This window comes from Burkholderia sp. LFS061 (assembly GCF_047978125.1).
GTDB lineage: Bacteria > Pseudomonadota > Gammaproteobacteria > Burkholderiales > Burkholderiaceae > Burkholderia > Burkholderia pyrrocinia_C.
In genome coordinates, this window is sequence record NZ_JBFPFS010000031.1 from 1 (window position 1) to 16,187 (window position 16,187).

Consider the following 16,187-nt stretch of genomic DNA (forward strand, 5'->3'; position numbering starts at 1 on the left):
GGCGATGACGGTCCCGCGGCGCGGCGCGCCGTCACGGCGGCGGCCGCGCCACACGAAGCGGGTTTCGCGCGGCGGTGTGCGCATGCTCAGGCCACCGGTGTCGCGGCGACGGCTTCCGCGATGCTCGTCGTGCCGTCGCGGACGCGCGCGAAGGCCGCGTCGCGCAGATTGCGCACGCCTTCGGCCGCCGCGCATTGAGCGAGTTCGCCGACGCTCGCCCGCGCGACGATGCGTTCCGCCAGCGCGGGCGATACCGGCATCGTCTGATGCAGGCCGATGCGGCCTCGATAGCCGATACCGTGACACGCGGAACAGCCGCGCGCGACGAACGGCCGCCATCCGGCAGCCAGGGCCGCCGGGTCGCAGCCGGCTTCACGCAGCACGCGCGCAGGTGCGTCCGAGTGCATGCGGCACGCGACGCACAAGCGCCGGACGAGGCGCTGCGCGGTGACGAGGTGCAGCGCGGCCGCGAGGTTGTACGGCGCGACGCCGATGTCGAGCAGCCTCGCGACGGCGGCCGGCGCGTCGTTCGTGTGCAGCGTCGACAGCACGAGATGGCCGGTCTGCGCGGCCTTGATCGCGACGTCGGCCGTCTCCGCATCGCGAATCTCGCCGACCATGATGATGTCCGGATCCTGTCGCAGCAGCGCGCGCAGCGCCGTCGCGAACGTGAGCCCCGCCTTTTCGGCGACACCGACCTGGCTGATCCCGTCGAGCTGGATCTCGGCGGGATCCTCGACCGTGCAGACGTTGTGCGCGTCGCGATCGAGCATCTGCAGCGCGCAGTAGAGCGACAGCGTCTTGCCGCTGCCGGTCGGGCCCGTGACGAGCACGAGGCCGTGCGGTGCGCGTATCGCGGCTTCCATCGCTGCTGCCTGCTGCGCGTCGAAGCCGAGGCGGGCGAGCGTCAGATCGGGCGGCAGCGTTTCGAGGCGACGCAGCACGAGCTTTTCGCCGAACAGCGTGGGCAGCGAACTGACGCGGTAGTCGCCGCGCGTGCAACCGTCGATCGCGATGCGCAGCCTGCCGTCCTGCGGCAGCCGCCGCTCGGCGATGTCCATGCGCGCGAGGACCTTGATCCGCGTGACGAGCGCGTCGCGCAGGTGTAACGGCGGCCGCGCATGTTCGTGCAGCACGCCGTCGATGCGCAGGCGGATGCGCCAGCCGGCTTCGAACGGTTCGACGTGGATGTCGGATGCGTCGCGCACGCGTGCCGCGTGAAGCGTGTCGGTCAGCAGCCGTACGGCCGGTGCGTCGTCGAGCTGGGCCGCGTCGAGCGCGTGTGGTGCGGCGGCGGGCGACGCATCGGAGTGGGCGGGCGGCGGCTGCGTGCGCAGCGGCGCCCCGGGAGGAGGGAAATGCATGTGAGCCGGCGCGTCGGCCGCCTGTTGAACGTGACCTGCAGATGGTCGCGCATTGCGGGCGGTGCCGGCAGTCGGCCGTTCGGCTAGCGTAATGCGGTGCGTGCGGTGCGCGTGCCGCGCGGCTTGAAGAGCTTGACGGTGCGCACGGCCTGGTCGTCGCTGCGCATCACCTCGAGCATCACGTCGCCGATTTTCAGGCACACGTCGTCTTCCGGAATTTCCTCGAGGGTTTCGAGAATCAGCCCGTTCAGCGTCTTTGGCCCGTCGGTCGGCAGCTTCAGGTGCAGCCAGCGGTTCAGTTCGCGCAGCGGCATGCCGGCCGTGACGATGCATTCGCCGTTCTCGTCCCAGCCGCCCGCGCGTTCGCTGCGCGGCATCGACGTCGTGAATTCGCCGATCAGCTCCTCGATGATGTCTTCGGGCGTGACGAGCCCTTCGAGCTCGCCGTATTCGTTGACGACGAGCGCGGTACGCTGCCGGGTCTCCTGGAAATACTGGAGTTGCTGAACCACCGGCGTGCCCGACGGCACGTAGTACGGCTCGGCGAGCAGCGAGCGCAGCGTTTCGCGGTCGAACTCCTGGTTGTGCAGCGCGGTCAGCGTCTTGCGCACGTGCAGCACGCCGAGCACCTTGTCGATGTCGCCTTCGTAGACGACAAGCCGGTTGTGATAGCAGGTTTCGAGCTGGTGCAGGACGTCGTCGAGCGGCGCATAGAAGTTGAGCGATTCGATCTGGCGGCGCGGCACCATCACGTCGTCGACCGTGATGTTCTCGAGGTCGAACAGGTTGAGCAGGATGCTGCGGTGCTTGGTCGGCATGAAGCTGCTCGACTCGAGCACGATGGCCCGCAGTTCGTCGGCCGACATCCGCTGGTCGCGACCTTTCTTCGTGTTGATGCGCAGCACCCACAGCACGCCGTTCGCGAGAGCGTTGACGAACCAGACGACCGGCTTGAACACGCGCATCAGCGGCGCGATCACGAGGCTCGCGGGCAGGGCGATGCGTTCGGGGAAGGTCGCGCCGACGATCTTCGGCGCGATCTCCGCGAACACGATGATCAGGAACGCGACGATGCCGGTCGCGATCGACAGCGCGAGATTGTTGCGGCCGAACGTATGGAGCGCGAGCGACGTCGTCAGGACCGGGATGATCGTGTTGAACAGGTTGTTGCCGATCAGGATCACGCTGAGCAGCAGGTCAGTACGCGTGAGAAGCCCCTGGGTGGTCTTCGCGCCGAGTGCGCCCTGGCCGGCGAGATGCTTCAGCCGATGGCGATTGAGCGCCATCATCGCGGTCTCGGAAATGGAGAAGAAGCTGGAACAGAGGAGAAGCAGGAAGACGGCGCCGATTTGCGCCCATAAGGGAATTTGGTCCACGCGTCGGAAAGGGCAGTGAAGGACAGGAATGGAGGGAATATAGCAGAGGCCGGCGACCGCGATGTGTCGTGCGCGACACGATGGGCCCGCAACGGCCGGACGAAAAAAAACCGTGCACGCAGTGCACGGTTTTTTTACAAATCTGGTCGGGGTGAGAGGATTCGAACCTCCGGCCTCTACGTCCCGAACGCCCTTTCGCTTCAGATATCCGTACCCCGGGTTGAGGGTGATTTATTTTAAATCAATGACTTATGCGAATCAACCCTTATTTGACGGGGCGGGGCTTGGTGGCAATCAGGCGAAATTTGCCACTTATTTGCCACCAGTTTTTTCGAGCACGGCAATGAATCAGAATTGCCACCGATTTGCCCCGAAAGGGCGAGCGTTTGGCTCCGGAGGCAGCTAGCCTCGAAACCACAACAGGGCGCGCGACCATACGAGATGCCAAAAACACTTTTCCATGGCTAACCTGTAAAGTACAGTGTAAAGTGTCAACCCGCCTGTCAAGTCAAACGTTGAGGATGTCATGGGAAAGAAACTGAACAATGCGCCGGTCTACTACACCGTGGCTCAGGTCCAGTTCAACCCCGTCTTGGATTTGGACGCGTATATTCCCGGGATTCAAGCCAAGATGCGCGAGCGACACTACCCGGACTACAAGCCGGAGGTCGTCCAGCGTCTGGTGCTGCCCTTCGGCGGCGGGGAGTCCGGTCAAGTTGCGGCGCCGACCGTCACGCCTCAGTCGAGGTACCAGTTCGGTGATATCTCGGGCAACACGCGGTTCGTGTTAGAGACGAACGCCTTGTCGTTTCAGACCACGGCTTATGAAACATTCGAGGGTTTCTCAGAAGCGCTATTGGCGGGTTTGGGCGTTGTGCATGACGCCCTCCGCCTCGACTTTATCGAGCGAATCGGGCTGCGCTACCTGGATGCTGTACGGCCGTCAGGAGAAAAGGAGTCGCTCCGAGACTTCCTCGTGCCGGAGGTTCTTGGTTTGTCCCTGCGAGGGGATGTCCAGCACCAGCACTCGGTCAGTGAAACTGTCGTCGCGACACCTGCAGGCCAGCTTGTCTCGCGCGTACTCATTCGGCATGGGCAAGTCGGTCTGCCGCTTGAACTAACCGCACTCGCCCCCAAAATCGACCCGCGATTCACGCAGTGGGCCGGTTTGCACGCCATAATCGACACCGATGCTTCTACGACTCGCCGAGAAGCATTCGACTTGGGCAATGTTGAGACGCAGCTGAAAGCCCTTCACGACGAAATCGATAAGTGCTTCAAAGCCATCGTGACCGAGCACGCGTTGGCCGCTTGGGCCTGAGGGAGGAATCATGAGCAGCGCAACGACTTACGGAGGATGGGTAACGGACCATCCGACAGCAACCGGCGACACTTCGAACGTTGTTCGGCTGGTGGGATGGTTCGTAGCGGCGGGCGCAGCGCTGTCGGTAATTGGCACGGGCGGTCACTTGTCACCCGAACACCTACAGCGAGGCGGACAGCACGCCCTGTATGCGACTCCCGCCGTCGAAGTAGCGATGGTCGACGATGTCCGGACGCCAGCCGAAGACCTAGCACGGATTCGTGAAGTTTTGCATCCGGCAGTGTCGGACCTTGCCGCGACTCTCGGTGTGTCCCGTCAGTCGGTCTACAACTGGCTCAATGGCGAGCATGTCGCGGAGGAAAACGCTGCCAGGCTTCAGGACCTCGCTCAGGCGGCCGATGTACTGGACCACGAGGGCATCGCCGTCAATGCCGCGTTGCTAAAGCGGAAGTTCGCGAACGGCCGGACGCTGATGCAAGTCGCTCAGGCAGGCGAGTCAGCGCGCGACGCGGCGTTGGTGCTGGTGCAGATTCACAAACGCGAGGCTGCTCAACGCGAGCGTATGAGCGCTCGGTTTTCCAACCGAGCGAAGACGTCAGCTACTGCCGACTTCGACCTCCCTCCGTCTAACGACCAGGCGTAAAGGTGCGAAGTGGTGGAGTGGAATCGTGATACACCATGGCGCCAAGGATTTCTGCTCGGCAACGACGCCATAGATGCGCTGGGGCTTCGCCATGCGGTAAGTCCCGACGAGACGATTGTCGTCGTTGCAACCCACGACTGTGACCTCGCACAGGACCCGCAATTCGAGCCGGTCGTCGAGGTCGTCGTGGGATGTTTGGCCGCGAAGGACGGCAACTGCACCCACGCCAAAAACGCGCGCAAGCTTCACATTGAATTCGTAGGCGATGCTGCCTTCTGGGCGGAGTTCGAGGCGACGGCCAAGGTTCGTATCGACAAGCTCAAGCTAAATGAATACTCGCCCCGGTCCGACGTCCGACTCCGTTCCGAGGACCACGCAGTCTTGCAGATGTGGCTGGCCAGTCGATACCGGCGCTCCGCCTTTGCGGATGAATTCGAGCGCCGATTGACCAAGGAAACCAAGCTGGCGGAGAAAATCGCAAAGGCGGTCAAGCCGCATGGGGAATTGATTATCGGCGTCTTCTTCGATGTGGATGAAGGCGCGGAAGTCACTCGGAACGGTCCGGACGATACTTATAAGCTCGACATCACTATCCTGCATCAGGCGGACCCCGATTTCGTCGCCGCGGAAACCGCTGCAAGAGCTGCTGCTGATGCCATCGAGAAGGCGTTCAAGGAAAAGCTCTTCGCTCCATCAAAGAAATGGCAGCAAATCGAGCTCCGCTTTTGCGAGCCGATGTCCGAGTCGGTGCTGAACTATCAGATGTTCAAACAGCTGAAGCGTTGGAGGCTAGAACACATGAGCCTTGCCGCCGACCCTCAACAGCCCGTGTTGGCCGAATAGCAAGAAGTGACACCGAAAGCCATGTTGCGAACAGCGCCGGCCACCGACTGGCCGCGAGTCGCGCGCGCACTCTCAAGAATTGCAATGCGAATGCCGTTATTTGAGGCCTGCCTCGGAGCAGGCTATAAAGCCCTGGAAACGCGAGGCGACGACGCGATTTGAACCCTCGGGGACGTGCCATTCTGGATACCTCAGACGCGGTCGAGTGCATCGTCTATGGCAATAACTTGCACGACCTGTTACCGCGGCGCGCACTACCGAGCTGCAACAGGACAGGACCAGCACGTTAGAAACTAATTGAAGTACGGAATCGTGGCGGAATATGGTTCATCTTAAACTGGTTGCAGGTACAGCCGTATCCCCTTCGCCAGAGGCAGCAACGGCAAAATCGGCCACTGAAAGAACATACTTGGGGGAGGTCCTCGACGCTGAGTTAGAAGCCAAGGCGCGAGAAATCATCTACGGCCTCAAGCCCGGTTTAGATGACATGTCCGTGTCGGAACTACTGGCCGAGCTGAACCGGCCTCTCCCTGGCAACGACTTCATCCCGGAGATACAGAGGCGCGGTGTTGTCCGCACGGCTCTGCTCCGCGTTGGCATCCATGCTCATTCCGCTCTGCCTGAAATGGAACTTGACGTCGACGTGTTCGGATTGGTCGTTAACATAAGGCGCTTGATGAAGGGCAGTCCAGAACTCAAACCGTTAAAAAACGTGCTTGACGGCTTGACCTTATGAGGCTGGAGTTCGAGGCTTCATGTCGGCGTGGACGCTTGGCCAGAAGGCCAACCTGCGGACGCGCGAAAACGACATGGTAATACTCCTCGCGTCGACTGTGGGCGACCGCTAACATGGCGCCGCTGGGATGCAAGGCTCTCCGCCAAGACAGACGTCGGACGTATGCGCGGGAGAGACTGGCGCCGTCACGCGGGGGATTTCAGCTATCGACCTTATTTCACCGAAATCTGCGCGCCCAATAACTCGGATTTAGCCGAAGTAAGGCGGCTTGGTATTCACACAAACGTCCAGGTAGCTCGAAGGTATACTGAACGCAGTCATGTGACTGCTTACAGGAGCGTGACACTTGGACCAACTCCTTTCTGCCAAACCCTTGGCCGCTGTGCTCGGCGACGAGATGCAGACAACCTATAACCGCTCCTCCGGCGACGGCAACCTGCCTCGCTATATGAAGCGGGGCATTCTGCTGCGGTTCCGCTCATCCGACGTCGAGGCTTGGCTCACCAGCCAGCAGCCCTCTCCTGGTCAGCAGACCGTAGTGACTGTCACCCCGGCCCCTAGGCGCCGCGGCAGGCGGACCAAGGCCGAGCAGGTCGCCACACGTCGTTCACACTGAGTCGAAAGTTCAAAATCCCACCCGGGCTGCAACCAGGGTGGGATGCCAAATCGCGTCTATGCCTACTGAACGCTCGAGTATAGGCGCGGGACACGTTTCAACCCGCCGCATTCAGCACGCGGAGGACATATTTTTTCGACCGAGGACAGCTATCTGGCTGAAGCGGCACACACACGAGGTGTGCCATGTGTTCTGTTTCGCCGACGGCAGCGAGCCGTCATTCTCGTTCTGCGGCATCCGCGACCCGCTTCGCTGAGCTTGTCAAAAGAAAGACCGAAACAAGTGCGACGCGGTCTGCAAAGAAGCGGAAAACTGACGCCCGAAGGAAGCTGCGCGTAGTTCACCGTGAACATCGCCGCCAGGCAAGAGTTGCGGGCCTGCGTTCGGTGGCGGTGGCGCTGACGTTCGCGGACAACGGCAAGTTCTGCGCGAAGCTTATCAGCAGATTTATCGCGTGCGTACGCCAGGCCCTGAAACGCCGCGGGCACCGGCTGCCATACACGTGGGTGCTCGAAAGCGAAGGCCGCCTCCACTACCACCTAATGTTGTGGCTACCCAGAAGCTTTGTCATCGACAAGCAGCAACTGGCGCGGTGGTGGCCATGGGGCACGACGTCGGTCGCCTCATGCAGGGTGGTCGAAGGATATGCTCGCTACATGGCCAAGTTCGACTGCATGGACCGCATCCCGAAAGCCGGCAAGCTCTTTGGGTCCGGAGGGCTGGACGAAAGCGGGAAGGCTGCGGTACTGCGCGCTGGCCTGCCTCGATGGCTTCAGGCGATTCTGCCGCGCGGCGGCAGCGCCCGCCGTTTTCCGGGCTACGGGTGGACGAACACCGAAACGGGCGAAATCTACGTCTCCCCTTATCGCTGGACACCTCGGGGCTGGGCAATTCGAAATTCGGCGCCTAGCTGATTGCGCCGAATCAACCAAGTGCCCTCGAAGGCCGAAGTCTCGATGACCAGCTCATCGTCGGCCTATCCACGCCAGTCATCATGGCCCGTTCCTTCGTCAACTTCTCGAAGCGCGACCGATGTTGAGAGAAAAGTCGGCCGAAAAGATTGCGGTAGAGCCTAGCGGTTCACTCCTCGCCGAGCGTATCGCCGTGACTCTCTTGGATTGATGGAGTAGGCGCCTGAGGGTCGCGCATTGACTTGCCGCTTGGCCAGTACCGGAATTTCTCAGGAAAGGGATTGGGTAGGAGCGAGCGGAGCGTTTCGCGGTGTTCCTTGCCGATGCGGGACTCGTCGGCGTACCGGCGAAGGGACACGCGGTCGCGATAATCGTTGTAAAGCTGAAGCAGCATCTCCCTGTGACCATTGTCATATAGCCAGTACGCTTCGCAGTTCGTATGGAAGTTCATGCATTCCCGCGCATAACCGGCTGCCTTTTCGCGATTTTCGTTTTCTTCTGCCCAGGCAAAAAATTCTTCTTTCTCGCAATCAAGGTAACTCTGCCCAGAGTGGCGGTCGTGCCACTCGAGCACGTTTGCGATGAAGCCGTCGCCCTTTGGGTTCCGGGTGACCACCTGCCCGGGGTGAGCCTTTGCCCATCGCCGGGCTTCTTCGCCGGTCGAGAAGTACAGGGTTTTCATCCGCTTAACCCAGTCGTTGGGCATCTCGTAAAACGAATCAATAAAACCGTCGGACATGCCGGCTTCCCCGAACATGCGCTCCCAATCACCCATGTTGTCACTGTCCGTAATGAGATATAGGGGATTGTAAGTGGCTTGCAGTGAAGCGGGAAGCCAACTGAACGGGCGCGATGGCTGCCGGCTGCATACGACGAAGTACCTATCTGCCGTCGTCGCGACATCTTGCTCCATCACGTTCTCGACGCGCGACTAATGCAGGGAAAGTCGCAGTCGAGCGGATTGGAGTAGGCCATTCAATCCTCATCGAGCTATACGTCCGTGCAGGAGGCGTCGCTCCGCAGCGCCAGCTTGCGCGAGCGCCCGTTCTTCGTTTCCGGCAGGAAGGCAGTCTGCGACTCGAGGTCGATGTTGGACCACGTGAGCGTCAGCGTTTCACTGCGCCGTGCGCCCGTCATGAGCTGGAACTGCACGAAGGTTTCGAGCAGGGCAACGTGCTGGTAGGTCGCTTCCGCCTCCAGCATGTAGAGCTGGCGGGCGTTCTTGATAACCTGCTTGCGACGGTACACCGTGCGGGCATCGTTCGCTTCCTGACGCTCGGCTGCCATCAGTTGCTCCAGACGCCGGTCAATGGACTGTTGGCGGTCTTCTTCCTGGGCCGCGGCAAGCAGGCGGCTTTCTTCATCCCCCTTCAGACGCCGGTCGCGTTCGTTGTAGTAGGTGGGACGACGGACACCATCCATCGGGCTCTTGGCGACATGGATGCGCCAGGTGTCGATGGCAATACGGCACACTGCCGAAAAGATGTCGATTTCCCGGTCCGCCGTAGGTGACGCGACCACCTGGCAGCGCTCGTCGATATAGTCCTTGAAGTCATCCGGCACGATGGTGGCAAAAGGCTTGCGGATGAACTTGCAGGTTTCCGACGACTGTCTCATCCGCGCGCCGGTCGGCTTGCGCAACTTCGCCTTGGCGACCGTAGGGTGCAGATTCGGGTGGCTGGCCACAATTTTGGCCAGGTCCTGCCGCTCGAGCCCGGCGTCCTCCAGCCATCCATTAATCTTGTACGCCTCAACCTCGAAGCTCTTGTGCCGGGGCACTTCTTCTCGCAGGTAGCGAATCAGGAGGTCGGCAAGCGTCGTCTTCTGCGCTTGGGCGTAATTGATGAACAGGCCCTGTCGTTGCTCACTTTCGAGGCGTTGCTTGATGTCGTTGGCCTCGGCTTCGCTGCAGGCCACCAGAGTCTGGTTCCTGTTGGACACGCTGCGCGTGCGAACGACGAAGTAGTTATCGAGGCGGGACAGCTTCGGCTTGAGCCCCTGGATTTTCAGGGATTCACAGTAGGCGTCGGCCTTTTTCCTGGCGCTGTGGGCGAAGGTCTGCGTGAGGTCGTCGCGATGCTTGACCGTAATCTTATAGTTCGAGCGGTTCTCGATGGACGCCATGGTCCGTACTCCAGTGGTTGCGGAGCACGGTATACCTTGGGCGAGGGACCATGATTGGCGGCCGGAGTATGTTAAGAGCGAAAAGTCCCCGCAAGCGCAGGCACTTCTCGTTCGCAACTTTCTTTCCGGTGGCAAACGGGTGGTGATTGCCACTGATTTGCCACTAGCGGCCAGCACAAACAAAAACAGCGGGCATCTAGCCCGCTGTTTCTTAAGGAAAATCTGGTCGGGGTGAGAGGATTCGAACCTCCGGCCTCTACGTCCCGAACGTAGCGCTCTACCAGGCTAAGCTACACCCCGATTTTTGCTCTTCGGACTTCGCCGTCTTCGTGAAGATCGTTGCGTCGTCACAAGCAAGAACGTAACTATAACGATGTTTTTTCTAAAAGGGAATACTTTGCTGAAGAAAATTTTCGAGACAACGCATCGCCGCGGTTCGCGACGTGTTTACGACTGCCGCGACGTCGAGTACGAGCACAGCGCGAGCAGGCTCTCCTTATAGATCGAATCGGGGAATGCGGCGATCGCTGCCGCTGCCGCCTGCGCTTCCTGGCGTGCGCATTCGAGCGTGTGATCCAGCGCGCCCGAACGCGTGATCGCTTCGAAAATCGTGTCGAAGCGATCGGTGCCGCCCTGTTCGATCGCCTCGCGTGCAAGCGCCGACTGTTCCGGCGTGCCGCGTTCGATCAAGTAGATGAGCGGCAGCGTCGGTTTGCCTTCGCGCAGGTCGTCGCCGGCATTCTTGCCCATTGCCTCGACGGTGCCCGCGTAGTCGAGCCAGTCGTCCATGATCTGGAACGCGGTGCCGATCCGGCGGCCGTATTCGGCGGCGGCGGCTTCGGTCGGCGCATCGGCGCCGGCGAGCACCGCGCCCAGGCGCGCCGACGCCTCGAACAGCTTGGCCGTCTTGTAGCGGATCACCTGCATGTAGCGCGTTTCGTCGACGTCCGCGTCGTGCATGTTGAGGAGCTGCAGCACCTCGCCTTCGGAAATGATCGTCGTCGCTTCGGACAGGATCTCCATCACGCGCATCTTGCCGACGCCGACCATCATTTCGAACGAGCGCGAATAGAGGTAATCGCCTACCAGCACGCTCGCCGCGTTGCCGAACAGCGCGTTGGCGGTCTGGCGGCCGCGGCGCAGCTCGGATTCGTCGACGACGTCGTCATGCAGCAGGGTGGCCGTATGAATGAACTCGACGACGGCGGCCAGCACGTGCCGCTGGTGCGACGTCTCGCCGAGCGCGCCGGCGACGAGCAGCAGCAACGCCGGACGCAGCCGCTTGCCGCCCGCGCCGATGATGTACTCGGCGATCTGGTTGATCAGCAGCACGTCGGACGCGAGGCTTTGCCGGATAACGCGATTCACCTGCTCCATGTCGCTGGTGATCGGAGCGAGCAGGTGGGCGGCGCTGAGGGTGGGGGAGGCGGTGGACGACGACATGATGATGGAATTGGGTGATGCCGCGGATTATAAGTCGAATCCGAGATCTCCCGGTCTGTCGGACGCGCCGCAGCAGCGATTTTGGCCGTCCGTCCGAGGCTGGCGTACGGCAATCGTCGATCAGTTTTGACTTGGGTGCTAACCCCATGTATAATCACGTGTTTTCCGCGCGTGGTGTGCGGAAAAATTGGATCCAGAGTGAGGTTCTCAATGTACGCGGTCATAAAAACCGGCGGCAAGCAGTACAAGGTTGCCGTTGGCGAAAAACTCAAAGTAGAACAGATACCGGCTGACATTGACGCTGAAATCACGCTCGACCAGGTTCTCGCAGTGGGCGAAGGCGAATCGATTAAGTTCGGTACGCCGCTGGTCAGTGGGGCTTCCGTCAAGGCCACCGTTGTGTCGCACGGTCGTCACGCCAAGGTCACCATCTTCAAGATGCGTCGCCGGAAGCACTACCAAAAGCACGGCGGCCACCGCCAGAACTACACTGAGCTGCGCATCGACGCGATCAACGCGTAAGCGCCTCGGTTAAGGAGCAATCAGATGGCACACAAAAAGGCAGGCGGCTCTTCCCGGAACGGCCGCGACTCCGAGTCGAAACGTCTCGGCGTGAAGGTGTACGGCGGCCAGGCAATCAATGCCGGCGGCATCATCGTGCGTCAGCGCGGCACGCGCATGCACGCAGGCGAGAACGTCGGCATGGGCAAGGATCACACCCTGTTCGCGCTGGTCGACGGTCACGTGAAGTTCGCGACGAAGGGCGCGGACAAGAAGCATCTGGTCATCGTTGTCCCGGCGGCTGCCTAAGTTCAGGCACCCACGGGCTTCGAGCCGAAAGGCCCCGCAGTCTTCGCGGGGCCTTTTTTATTTGGCCGCCGGGCGCATGTGCGTTCCGGCGACCGTCGTGCAACCGGCGTACGATCGGCCGAAAGGCAGATTGTTCAAGCGCGCCGGCGCGCGGCACAATAGCGGAAATACTGGGCGGAGTGACGAATGAAGTTCATTGACGAAGCACGAATCGAAGTCATCGCCGGCGACGGAGGCGATGGCAGCGCGTCGATGCGCCGCGAGAAATTCGTCCCGTTCGGCGGGCCGGACGGCGGCGACGGCGGCCGGGGCGGTAGCGTCTACGCGATCGCCGACCGCAACATCAACACGCTGATCGACTACCGTTACGCGAAGAAGCACCTGGCGCGCAACGGCGAAAACGGTCGCGGCTCGGATTGCTACGGCAAGGGCGGCGACGACGTCACGCTGCGCATGCCGGTCGGCACGATCATCAGCGACATGGATACCGGCGAGCTGATCGCCGACCTGACCGAGCATGACCAGCAGGTGATGCTCGCCCAGGGTGGCGCCGGCGGCCTCGGCAACCTGCATTTCAAGTCGAGCACGAACCGCGCGCCGCGTCAGAAGACGGACGGCAAGCCCGGCGAGCGGCGCATGCTGAAGCTCGAGCTGAAGGTGCTCGCCGATGTCGGCCTGCTCGGCATGCCGAACGCGGGCAAGTCGACGTTCATCTCGTCGGTGTCGAACGCGAGGCCGAAGATCGCCGACTACCCGTTCACGACGCTCGCGCCGAATCTCGGCGTGGTGCGCGTCGGCCCGAGCAAGAGCTTCGTGATCGCCGACATCCCGGGGCTGATCGAGGGTGCAGCCGAAGGCGCGGGCCTCGGGCATCAGTTCCTGCGTCACCTGCAGCGCACCGGCGTGCTGCTGCATCTTGTCGATCTCGCTCCGTTCGACGAAAGCGTCGATCCGGTCGCGGAAGCGACCGCGATCGTCGGCGAGTTGCGCAAGTACGATGAGGCGCTCTACGAGAAGCCGCGCTGGCTCGTGCTCAACAAGCTCGACATGGTGCCGGAAGACGAGCGCGAGGCGCGCGTCGCGGATTTCCTCGACCGCTTCGGTTGGGACGGCCCCGTGTTCGAGATTTCGGCGCTGACGGGGCAGGGCTGCGAAGCGCTGTGCTACGCAATCTACGATTACCTGTCCGAGAATTCGGATGCGCATCGCGCGGCGGAGGCGGAAGATCTCGCGGCGGACGTGCGTTTCCGCGACGCGCCGCCCGCGAACGGCGGTGCAACGCCGGGCGACGACGCCTGAGCGGTTCCGGAACGCGCCGGGCGTGCCGCCCGGCGTCGGCGTTCAATCGCGCCCGGCCGGGCAGGCATCAGATACAGGAGACAGTGCAGGATGCGTTCGATCATCGCGGATTCGAAGCGATTGGTGGTGAAGGTGGGCTCCAGCCTCGTGACCAACGACGGCAAGGGGCTCGATCATGATGCAATCGGCCGCTGGGCCGCCCAGATCGCCGCGCTGCGCGCTCAGGGCAAGGAAGTCGTGCTCGTCAGTTCGGGCGCGATTGCCGAAGGGATGCAGCGGCTCGGCTGGAGCAAGCGGCCGCGCGAAATCGACGAGCTGCAGGCCGCCGCCGCAGTCGGCCAGATGGGGCTCGCGCAGGTCTATGAGAGCCGTTTCACCGAACACGACATCCGCACCGCGCAGATCCTGCTCACGCACGCCGACCTGGCGGATCGCGAGCGTTACCTGAATGCGCGTTCGACGCTGCTCACGCTGCTGCGGCTCGGCGTCGTACCGATCATCAACGAGAACGACACGGTCGTTACCGACGAAATCAAGTTCGGCGACAACGACACGCTCGGCGCGCTCGTCGCGAACCTGATCGAAGGCGATGCGCTGATCATCCTGACCGACCAGTCGGGGCTGTTCACCGCCGATCCGCGCAAGGATCCGAACGCGACGCTCGTCGCCGAGGCTAATGCCGGTGCGCCGGAACTCGAGGCGATGGCGGGCGGTGCGGGCTCGAGCCTCGGCCGCGGCGGGATGCTGACGAAGATTCTCGCGGCGAAGCGTGCGGCGCACAGCGGCGCGAACACCGTGATCGCGAGCGGTCGGGAGTCCGACGTGCTCGTGCGTCTGGCGGCCGGCGAGGCGATCGGCACGCAACTGATCGCACGTACCGCGCGGATGGCGGCGCGCAAGCAATGGATGGCCGATCACCTGCAGGTGCGCGGCCATGTCGTGATCGATGCCGGCGCGGTCGAGAAACTGACGGCCGGCGGCAAGAGCCTGCTGCCGATCGGCGTGACCGGCGTGCAGGGGGCGTTCGCGCGCGGCGAGGTGATCGCGTGTGTCGGCCCCGACGGGCGCGAAGTGGCGCGTGGGCTCACGAACTACAGCAGCGCGGAAACGAAGCTGATTCAGCGCAAGCCGAGCGGCGAGATAGAGACCGTGCTCGGCTACATGCTGGAGCCTGAACTGATCCATCGCGACAACCTCGTGCTGGTGTGACTGTCCGCTCCGAATCCGGTAGCCAAATAAAAAGCCCGCGTGATGCGGGCTTTTTGCATGGTGCGGGACGGAGCAGGCGGCTCGTGCCGCGTACCGTCAGCGCAGTTGGCTCATCGCGGTGCGGTGAAACCGGATGTTCTCCAGAATCTGTTTGGTCGAGCCTTGCGGCATCTTGTTCGCGCAGAAGTAGTCCTGATAGAGCGACGAGTGGTACGCGTTCAGTTCGCCGTTCTCGATGCGCCGCCAGTCGTTCTCGACCGTGCGGTCCCAGCCGTCGTGTTCCGCATTCAGGCCGGCGTACTGCCGCCATTCGTAGGTGTCGCAGCGGATGCCTTCGTAGTTCACATTGCGCGCGCCGGCCGGGCTCGTGATGACGACGGCGTAGCGCACGACGCCATCGGTGCCGACCGCGAGCGACTTCGCATCGACGAAGAACTTGAGCGGCGTGTTCTGCGATACGTTGAACGGCAGCAGGTCGCCTGTCTGCGGCAGCGGCGGCAGCGTGTCGACCGCGTTTTCCTTCCAGGTGCCCTGGCGGTCCAGCAGATACACGAACTCGCTGTCATCCTTGTTGGTCGGCGTCTTCGAATTCGCGCAACCGGCCAGCATGGCCGCTGCGGCAATCGATGCGAGCGCGAGAGCAATCGCTTTCAATATGCATTCCTCGTAAAAAAAGGGCGCGACACCAAGGTCGCGCCCGGTCATGCAGTCCGACTCGTCATTTGCCGACGATCACGTGGGGCGGCATCTCGTCGAGCGTGCCCGCTTCCACTTCGATCTCCGAACAGACTACCGATGTGTCGACAATCGTCAACGTCTGCTGGGCCTGTGCGCCGATGACGCGCGGATAGCGCGACAGACGCGGCCCGCGCGGCTTTTCGGCTCGCTGCGCCGGGCGGCGCAGGAAGCGCGACAGTTCCGTCAGCGCCAACTGATAGACATCCCGCTTGAACTCGATCACCGCATCGAGCGGCACCCAGTACTCGTTCCAGCGCCACGCATCGAACTCCGGGTGATCGGTCGCGCGCAAGCAAATGTCGCAATCGCGTCCAACCATCCGCAGCAGGAACCAGATCTGCTTCTGGCCGCGGTAATGACCGCGTACTTCGCGTTTGATGAACTTGTCAGGCACCTCGTAACGCAACCAGTCGCGAGTGCGGCCGATTATCTTGACGTGTTCCGGATGCAGGCCCGTTTCCTCGTGCAGTTCCCGGTACATCGCCTGCATGGGGGTCTCGCCGTACTTGATCCCACCTTGAGGAAACTGCCAGGAGTGCTCGCGGAGCCGCTTGCCCCAAAACACCTCGTTGCGCGCGTTCAAGAGGATGATGCCGACGTTCGGGCGAAAGCCTTCACGATCCAGCATACAACCACCTTCGAATCCTTTAAAATTGCTTTGATTATAAACAGATAACGGGCGCTGCGCACCGTGACGGAGCGAATCCGCGCGGGGCACACCGGCTGAATTGTCCCTGATTAGTCTGCTACG

The 16,187-nt window shown here is 62.1% G+C and carries 17 protein-coding genes and 1 tRNA gene; 10 read left to right on the top strand and 8 right to left on the bottom strand.

Features of this window, described 5'->3' with window-relative positions:
- Positions 1-86 precede the first annotated feature (86 nt).
- Together ACNQQL_RS24135 and ACNQQL_RS24140 are read right to left on the bottom strand one after the other, a co-directional pair.
- The gene (locus tag ACNQQL_RS24135) at positions 87-1,364 is read right to left on the bottom strand and encodes a GspE/PulE family protein (RefSeq protein WP_347066202.1); all 1,278 of its coding nucleotides are present in this window, start codon (positions 1,362-1,364) and stop codon (positions 87-89) included.
- A gap of 83 nt (positions 1,365-1,447) precedes the next feature.
- Complete coding sequence (locus ACNQQL_RS24140; protein WP_034182655.1) at positions 1,448-2,740, bottom strand: HlyC/CorC family transporter; 1,293 nt, start codon at positions 2,738-2,740, stop codon at positions 1,448-1,450.
- A gap of 526 nt (positions 2,741-3,266) precedes the next feature.
- Between ACNQQL_RS24140 and ACNQQL_RS24145 the strand changes: the two genes are divergently transcribed.
- The 6 genes from ACNQQL_RS24145 to ACNQQL_RS24170 all read left to right on the top strand — a co-directional run bounded on the left by ACNQQL_RS24145 (position 3,267) and on the right by ACNQQL_RS24170 (position 7,816).
- Positions 3,267-4,061: a TIGR04255 family protein gene (locus tag ACNQQL_RS24145; protein ID WP_347066205.1), complete on the top strand. Its 795-nt coding sequence runs from the start codon at positions 3,267-3,269 to the stop codon at positions 4,059-4,061.
- A gap of 10 nt (positions 4,062-4,071) precedes the next feature.
- A complete protein-coding gene (locus ACNQQL_RS24150; RefSeq protein ID WP_347066208.1) occupies positions 4,072-4,707 on the top strand; it encodes a hypothetical protein in 636 nt (211 codons plus the stop codon).
- 12 nt (positions 4,708-4,719) lie between these two features.
- Positions 4,720-5,550, top strand: coding sequence for a hypothetical protein (locus tag ACNQQL_RS24155; protein ID WP_347066210.1), 831 nt, complete (start codon positions 4,720-4,722; stop codon positions 5,548-5,550).
- Positions 5,551-5,872: 322 nt separating this feature from the next.
- Positions 5,873-6,286, top strand: a complete 414-nt coding sequence (locus tag ACNQQL_RS24160; protein ID WP_347066212.1) for a hypothetical protein — start codon at positions 5,873-5,875, stop codon at positions 6,284-6,286.
- 346 nt (positions 6,287-6,632) lie between these two features.
- Complete coding sequence (locus ACNQQL_RS24165; RefSeq protein WP_347066214.1) at positions 6,633-6,902, top strand: DNA-binding protein; 270 nt, start codon at positions 6,633-6,635, stop codon at positions 6,900-6,902.
- A 185-nt stretch (positions 6,903-7,087) separates the two neighbouring features.
- Positions 7,088-7,816 carry a hypothetical protein gene (locus tag ACNQQL_RS24170; protein WP_347066216.1) on the top strand — a complete coding sequence of 243 codons (729 nt, stop codon included), beginning with the start codon at positions 7,088-7,090 and terminating at the stop codon, positions 7,814-7,816.
- A 166-nt stretch (positions 7,817-7,982) separates the two neighbouring features.
- Here the strand turns inward: ACNQQL_RS24170 and ACNQQL_RS24175 are convergent, their stop codons facing one another.
- From ACNQQL_RS24175 to ACNQQL_RS24190, 4 genes are all read right to left on the bottom strand, one after another.
- The gene (locus ACNQQL_RS24175; protein WP_347066218.1) at positions 7,983-8,726 is read right to left on the bottom strand and encodes a hypothetical protein; all 744 of its coding nucleotides are present in this window, start codon (positions 8,724-8,726) and stop codon (positions 7,983-7,985) included.
- A gap of 77 nt (positions 8,727-8,803) precedes the next feature.
- A complete protein-coding gene (locus ACNQQL_RS24180) occupies positions 8,804-9,937 on the bottom strand; it encodes a tyrosine-type recombinase/integrase (RefSeq protein ID WP_347066220.1) in 1,134 nt (377 codons plus the stop codon).
- A 223-nt stretch (positions 9,938-10,160) separates the two neighbouring features.
- A tRNA-Pro gene (locus ACNQQL_RS24185) sits at positions 10,161-10,237 on the bottom strand.
- A 147-nt stretch (positions 10,238-10,384) separates the two neighbouring features.
- Entirely contained in the window at positions 10,385-11,380 is a 996-nt protein-coding gene (locus tag ACNQQL_RS24190; protein ID WP_034182656.1) for a polyprenyl synthetase family protein, read from the bottom strand.
- Positions 11,381-11,590: 210 nt separating this feature from the next.
- Here ACNQQL_RS24190 and rplU point away from each other — a divergent pair, with 210 nt between their 5' ends.
- The 4 genes from rplU (at position 11,591) to proB (ending at position 14,698) form a co-directional block, all read left to right on the top strand.
- Positions 11,591-11,902, top strand: coding sequence for a 50S ribosomal protein L21 (gene rplU, locus ACNQQL_RS24195; protein ID WP_006025184.1), 312 nt, complete (start codon positions 11,591-11,593; stop codon positions 11,900-11,902).
- 24 nt (positions 11,903-11,926) lie between these two features.
- Positions 11,927-12,190 carry a 50S ribosomal protein L27 gene (rpmA, locus tag ACNQQL_RS24200; RefSeq protein WP_006476999.1) on the top strand — a complete coding sequence of 88 codons (264 nt, stop codon included), beginning with the start codon at positions 11,927-11,929 and terminating at the stop codon, positions 12,188-12,190.
- 186 nt (positions 12,191-12,376) lie between these two features.
- The gene (gene obgE, locus ACNQQL_RS24205; protein WP_347066223.1) at positions 12,377-13,489 is read left to right on the top strand and encodes a GTPase ObgE; all 1,113 of its coding nucleotides are present in this window, start codon (positions 12,377-12,379) and stop codon (positions 13,487-13,489) included.
- 90 nt (positions 13,490-13,579) lie between these two features.
- On the top strand, positions 13,580-14,698 hold the full coding sequence (proB, locus tag ACNQQL_RS24210; RefSeq protein ID WP_204425711.1) for a glutamate 5-kinase: 1,119 nt from the start codon (positions 13,580-13,582) through the stop codon (positions 14,696-14,698).
- A 96-nt stretch (positions 14,699-14,794) separates the two neighbouring features.
- Here proB and ACNQQL_RS24215 read toward each other — a convergent pair whose 3' ends face one another.
- On the bottom strand, positions 14,795-15,403 hold the full coding sequence (locus ACNQQL_RS24215) for a CNP1-like family protein (RefSeq protein ID WP_347066225.1): 609 nt from the start codon (positions 15,401-15,403) through the stop codon (positions 14,795-14,797).
- Positions 15,404-15,416: 13 nt separating this feature from the next.
- Positions 15,417-16,064 (bottom strand): RNA pyrophosphohydrolase, encoded by a 648-nt coding sequence (locus tag ACNQQL_RS24220; protein ID WP_034182660.1) that lies wholly within the window; start codon positions 16,062-16,064, stop codon positions 15,417-15,419.
- Between the last annotated feature and the right edge of the window lie 123 nt (positions 16,065-16,187).